The organism is Barnesiella sp. CU968, assembly GCF_905219685.1.
Classification (GTDB): Bacteria; Bacteroidota; Bacteroidia; order Bacteroidales; family Muribaculaceae; genus Lepagella; species Lepagella muris_A.
The window spans coordinates 1-5,900 of record NZ_CAJMXD010000177.1 but is presented as its reverse complement, the minus strand read 5'-3'; the positions used below and the strand labels follow the sequence as shown (position 1 = coordinate 5,900).

Below are 5,900 nucleotides of genomic sequence, written 5' to 3'. Positions count from 1 at the left end.
CTTCTCATATATTATATAACAACTGTTTTCGCAAAATTGCCATACAGATATACCGATAAATTCATTTTTTTTGTAATTTTGCATAAATAATCAAAACGAAGTCATCTGAACTTCATTTTAATATCGCAAACAAGTTTAAACAATATCAATAAGAAAACAATGATAATGAATAATAATAAAAAAATTGTTCTGAGCGGAATCCGCGCTACAGGCAATCTTCACCTCGGAAATTACTACGGAGCCTTGTCCAAATTCGTCCGCATGCAAGACGATTATGACTGCCGTTACTTCGTTGCCGACCTGCATGCCCTCACCACAGCACCGGATCCAGATATTCTACATGAGAACGTAAAAAATATCCTTGCCGAATATCTTGCAGCAGGACTCGATCCTGAAAAGAACACCATATACGTCCAGAGCGACATTCCCGAAATCTCCGAAATGTATCTTCTTATGAACATGCATGTCGGCATCGGAGAACTGATGCGCACCGCATCATTCAAGGACAAGGCACGCAAAGCACTCGGCATCAATTCCGACAGCGATGAAATCGAAAAAGAGATTATCGGCAACCAGACCAACCAGCGTGTCAATGCCGGTCTCCTCACCTACCCAACCCTCATGGCGGTAGACATATTGATTCACCATGCCGATTTCGTGCCTGTAGGGAAAGACCAGGAACAGCATCTTGAGCTGACACGCCGCTTCGCACGCCGCTTCAATTCTTTCTACAAAACTGAATATTTCGGCGAACCGGTCAATTTCAACTTCGGCGGCGAAGCAGTTAAAGTGCCCGGACTCGACGGATCCGGAAAGATGGGCAAGAGCGAAGGAAACTGCATATACCTTATAGATGATGAAAAGACACTGCGCAAGAAAGTAATGCGCGCCGTAACAGACGAAGGACCTCAGACTCCGGGATCAGAGATGAGCGAACCCATCAAGAATCTTTTCACTCTTCTCGAGCTTGTTTCCGCACCTGATGTAGTGAAACATTTCCGCGATGCATATGCAGATTGCTCCATCCGTTACGGAGACCTCAAGAAACAGCTTGCCGAAGACATCCTCAAGGTTACACTTCCCATCCGCGAACGCATACTTGACATCCGCAACAACGAGGATTACCTCTCACGCGTGGTTCGAGAAGGCGCGGAACGCACACGCGAATATGCAGCTCAGACACTTAAGGACGTAAGGGAAATAATGGGCATCCGCAAATTCTGACCATGGTTCTCAACTGGATCTGGATATCCTTTTTTCTCATAGCCTTCCTGATGGCAGCCGGGCGCAGCCTTTTCGGAGGAGACCTTCAGGTGTGGAGCGACATCATGAACGCATCCTTCGACCAGGCGGCATTCGCATTCGAGATTTCGCTCGGACTCACCGGTGTGCTCACCTTGTGGCTGGGAATAATGAAAATCGGAGAAAAAGCTGGAGTCGTTGAATTTTTCGGACGACTCATCAGCCCCTTCTTCTCACGGCTGTTTCCCGGCATACCCAAAGGACATCCGGCAATGGGAGCCATATTCATGAACATATCCGCCAACATGCTCGGTCTCGACAATGCGGCGACACCCATGGGATTGAAGGCTATGCAGGAGATGCAAAGCCTCAACCCCAAGAAAGACACCGCCACCGATGCCATGATCATGTTCCTGGTGCTGAACAGCTCCGGACTCTGTCTGATACCTATAAGCATAATGATGTATCGCGCACAAGGTGGCGCCGCAAATCCCACAGACGTATTCATCCCTATACTAATAGCCACGGCAATCGCAACCATAGTGGGGCTCACCGCACTATGCATCAGACAGAAGATAAAGATGGATCGCGTGATCTGGGGATGGCTCGGAGCAATAGCGGCAACAGTCGGGGCAATTACATATTTCTTCGCAAACCTACCGGCAGACAAGGTTCAGCTATATAGCACTTTCGGAGCTAACCTCATCCTCTTCAGTGTCATAATTGCCTTTATCCTCGCAGGGATCAGACGCAAGCTTCGTGTATACGATGTATTCATAGAAGGAGCAAAAGAGGGATTCAAGACAGCAGTTATGATAATCCCGTACCTTGTGGCAATACTTGTGGCAATAGGGATGTTCCGCGCATCCGGTGCACTTGATGTATTCACAGGATGGGTGCAGAGCCTTGTGGCATGGCTCGGATTCGACACCCAATGGGTCGGAGCCCTGCCAACCATGCTCATGAAACCGCTGAGCGGCAGCGGCAGTTGCGCCATGATGCTCGACGTGATGAAAACCAACGGGGCTGACGCCTTCGTCAGCAAACTGGCGGCAGCCGTCAGAGGCTCAACCGACACCACTTTCTATATCCTCGCAGTATATTTCGGTTCTGTAGGGGTTTCCAAAACCCGCTATGCAGCCGGATATGCCCTTCTTGCCGACATCACGGGTGCAATAGCGGCTATAGCCATCGCATACCTCTTCTTTTAATTTTAACATGCCTCTCAGTCCCCACCATATTTATTCTCTGATAAAATGTCAAAAGCAACATTAAAGAAAGTTCTCAATGAGATGGATAGAGATAGTCTTTCGGAGATAATCTGCGAACTATATGATGCACGCCCGGAAGCCAAGGAATATCTTGAATTTTGGATAAATCCCGATGCCGACAAAGAACTTGACAAATACAGGCAAAAAATATTCAAACAGTTTTTCATTTCAGGATCGAAACCCCGGAAATCCCCCGTATTCAAGGAAATCAAGACTTGCATCAAATATTTCACCACCCTTTGCATAGACTATGAAAAGACTGCCGACCTTATGCTCTACACACTCGATCTGTATCAATTATGGCTATCTGAACGCAAAAGGATAATGAGCCATCAGACTCGAGTGGAGCGGTTCATTAACGATACGGCGGCATATATTGAAAGTCACAACCTCGAAGACAGGTATGAACTTAGGTTTAATCGGATACGCGAAGACATGTCGAAACTTTTCAAACGCGAAGAAGAGCCGTTGCGCCGGGGCTGGAAACACTGGTGGTGACCACAACATGCCGAAAAACATATTAAAATTATTTGCAGTTTTATTCCAATTTTCTAAATTTACCGCGCTGAAAACATAAAACTGTTTTCAATCCTTTAACCTAAATCCATATTACCATGAAAATTGGAATCCCTAAAGAAATCAAAAACAATGAGAACAGAGTAGGCGCCACACCGGCGGGAGTGAAAGAACTTATCGCACACGGACACGAAGTATTCGTTCAGCACACCGCCGGAGAAGGAAGCGGTTTTGCCGACGAAGAATATATCGCGGCAGGAGCTACCATACTCCCCGCCATAGAAGATGTTTATGCCACGGCAGGGATGATAATAAAGGTTAAGGAACCTATCAAACCTGAATATCCATTGATCCGCAAAGATCAGGTAGTATTCACTTATTTCCATTTCGCATGTGACCGCGAACTCACCGAAGCCATGATGGCATCAGGAGCAGTGTGCATCGCATATGAAACAGTAACCGACCGTGAACGCCGCCTTCCCCTGCTTGTCCCCATGAGCGAAGTTGCCGGCAGGATGTCAATTCAGGAAGGTGCCCGTTTCCTTGAAAAGCCCCAAGGTGGACGCGGTGTATTGCTTGGAGGCGTGCCAGGCGTAAAACCCGCCAAAGTCCTGGTTCTTGGAGCAGGAGTGGTGGGCAGAAACGCAGCCCTTATGGCGGCAGGACTTGGAGCCGATGTGACCATTGCTGACATTTCACTTCCCACATTACGCCATTGCGCTGAAGTCATGCCCCGCAATGTAAAAACGCTCTTCTCCTCCCGACACAACATCGAGCAGGAACTGCCCGACACAGATCTTGTAGTGGGTTCTGTGCTTGTCCCCGGAGCCAAAGCCCCCCACCTTGTCACAGCCGACATGGTAAAACTCATGCGTCCCGGTTCAGTGATGGTAGACGTTGCCGTTGACCAAGGGGGATGTTTCGAGACAACACATCCCACCACTCACTCCGAACCCACATACGTTGTTGACGGTGTCGTACAGTATGCCGTGGCGAATATCCCGGGAGCCGTACCCTACACCTCGACCTTGGCTCTCACAAACGCCACTATGCCTTACGCCCTCCGTCTCGCCGACCTTGGCTGGATCGAGGCATGCCGCAGAGACCCAGGACTTGCAGAAGGTGTCAACATGGTTGACGGGAAAATAACCTACAAAGCAGTTGCCGAAGCATTCGATTTTCCTTACACGCCTCTCGAACTCTGATCTACAACACTCATACGCAAAATGGCAGGCGCATCCGATGGATGTGCCTGCCAATTCATTTCATCCCGCCGTTTCATTCATAACGTGAACATGAATTGCATCTGCAGACGGTTGTCGTGGGCGGTACCGGCGTTCCACGTCCCGCGGCGACCATAAAGATATTCCATTCCGACTTGAAGATATGACGATATATTGTAGAATACATTGCCAGCCGCATAAAAGCCATATCTGTAATTATTGATATTATCGGGCGAGACAGCTGCCGCAATGGCATATGGTCCGACACTCCAGATCCTTGACTCCGACACAACAGCATTGACCTGCCATTTTTTACCGATATTGTATGTTGCGCCAAGGGAGACTCCCATCATAGGAGATGGTGTCATATGACCGGGTTGTGAATCCTCAGGTATAAACGACAATGGCTGACCGGCAATATCCTGCAGATAATTGCCGATACCTTTACCGTAAGCCGCCTGCACATAAAGAATCAATGGTTCCACCGGATTCAGATTTCCGCTCAACATAAGTCCCCAGCCCACTGAATTACGGCGTTTTCCCTCAAGCATGTCCCGGTATGAGAAATTACGTATAATTCCAGAAAAACGTATACGGTTATAGTCGGAAGCAGTATATTCCACCCACATAGGAATATCTGGTATATTCTGGTTGTATGCTTCAGGATCAGCAACAGGCTTACCCTCTATTTCTTCCTCCCTCCACGTCTTGAAGTCATGACCACGATATACGCCGTTGGATGAATAATATGTAGGAATATCCATACCTATGGCAAACCTGAACCCATGGAACGATGGAGAAATATAACTGATTTCATATGAAGATGTGGAAATCATGCCGCTTGGTCCCTGGGGATCGATGGTAGGAGGCGATGCAGCCTCACCATCCTCGAACAGCGTGGATTTAAGACCGGCGGTTATACCCATCCACGCCACATATGCCTTCTTGAGTTTTATTGCCGTTGACTCACCGTTCGTCCCGAATTTCAGATAGCCTGTCACCTGATTCTTCGTACCTCCGAAACCCACGACCTGAAAATCTATATTCGCATTAAGAGGGTTTATATAGAAATCGGAGCGTTTGCCGTTCACTGACGGAACAGGTATCATTCCGGTCACGAATCCTATCCCCGCACCATCGACTTCATAGAGATCATTGCCGAAATCCGTGCCGATGATAGGATTGATCTGACCGCCGATGGTCATGACGAATTTATTGTCGACAGTGCGTATGGCAAAATGCGGAACCGGTATTGCCGACACTTCGCCTGGACGGTCTTGCTCCAGGATATCCTCGACATCCTTATGATCCGCAGTCTTGATGAACTCAATCCCGGAACTCGTGTCTTCACCTTCGGCACCTGTTCCGGCATTTGTGGTCTGCGCGCATACAGGCAAGACAATTCCTGACAAAGCAATAGACAGAAAAATGTGTTTCATAGTAGAATCGTATTTAACAAAACAACATACTTGCAGTGTCATTTGTTTAGGAATGTAAAAATTAATTAACACCTCTGTCACTCATCTCTTCCAGTTATATTCCATTTATCGGATTTTGCGCACAGATTCCGGACTAAGAAACTGTTTAAATTTAATTCGAAATTTTTTATATAGTGAATCTTGTGGCTTCCTTGAGGTCTTTTATGGTT

General features: G+C 47.6%; 5 protein-coding genes. 4 read left to right on the top strand and 1 reads right to left on the bottom strand.

Annotated elements, in window-relative coordinates; all coding sequences use genetic code 11:
• The first annotated feature begins 165 nt into the window (after positions 1-165).
• From trpS to ald, 4 genes are all read left to right on the top strand, one after another.
• On the top strand, positions 166-1,224 hold the full coding sequence (trpS, locus tag JX312_RS08015; protein WP_172469562.1) for a tryptophan--tRNA ligase: 1,059 nt from the start codon (positions 166-168) through the stop codon (positions 1,222-1,224).
• Positions 1,225-1,226: 2 nt separating this feature from the next.
• Entirely contained in the window at positions 1,227-2,453 is a 1,227-nt protein-coding gene (locus JX312_RS08010) for a nucleoside recognition domain-containing protein (RefSeq protein ID WP_123407270.1), read from the top strand.
• Between the two features lie 45 nt (positions 2,454-2,498).
• Entirely contained in the window at positions 2,499-3,011 is a 513-nt protein-coding gene (locus JX312_RS08005) for a DUF6155 family protein (RefSeq protein WP_255563909.1), read from the top strand.
• 116 nt (positions 3,012-3,127) lie between these two features.
• On the top strand, positions 3,128-4,234 hold the full coding sequence (ald, locus tag JX312_RS08000) for an alanine dehydrogenase (protein WP_204457641.1): 1,107 nt from the start codon (positions 3,128-3,130) through the stop codon (positions 4,232-4,234).
• Positions 4,235-4,311: 77 nt separating this feature from the next.
• On the opposite strand, the gene JX312_RS07995 is transcribed toward ald, so the two are convergent.
• Entirely contained in the window at positions 4,312-5,691 is a 1,380-nt protein-coding gene (locus tag JX312_RS07995) for a hypothetical protein (protein ID WP_204457640.1), read from the bottom strand.
• Positions 5,692-5,900: the final 209 nt, after the last annotated feature.

Bases quoted from the DNA above. Each gene is read 5' to 3' on its own strand.
- trpS (WP_172469562.1), top strand. From the start codon at position 166: ATGAATAATAATAAAAAAATTGTTCTGAGCGGAATCCGCGCTACAGGC.
- JX312_RS08010 (WP_123407270.1), top strand. From the start codon at position 1,227: ATGGTTCTCAACTGGATCTGGATATCCTTTTTTCTCATAGCCTTCCTG.
- JX312_RS08005 (WP_255563909.1), top strand. From the start codon at position 2,499: ATGTCAAAAGCAACATTAAAGAAAGTTCTCAATGAGATGGATAGAGAT.
- ald (WP_204457641.1), top strand. From the start codon at position 3,128: ATGAAAATTGGAATCCCTAAAGAAATCAAAAACAATGAGAACAGAGTA.
- JX312_RS07995 (WP_204457640.1), bottom strand. From the start codon at position 5,691: ATGAAACACATTTTTCTGTCTATTGCTTTGTCAGGAATTGTCTTGCCT.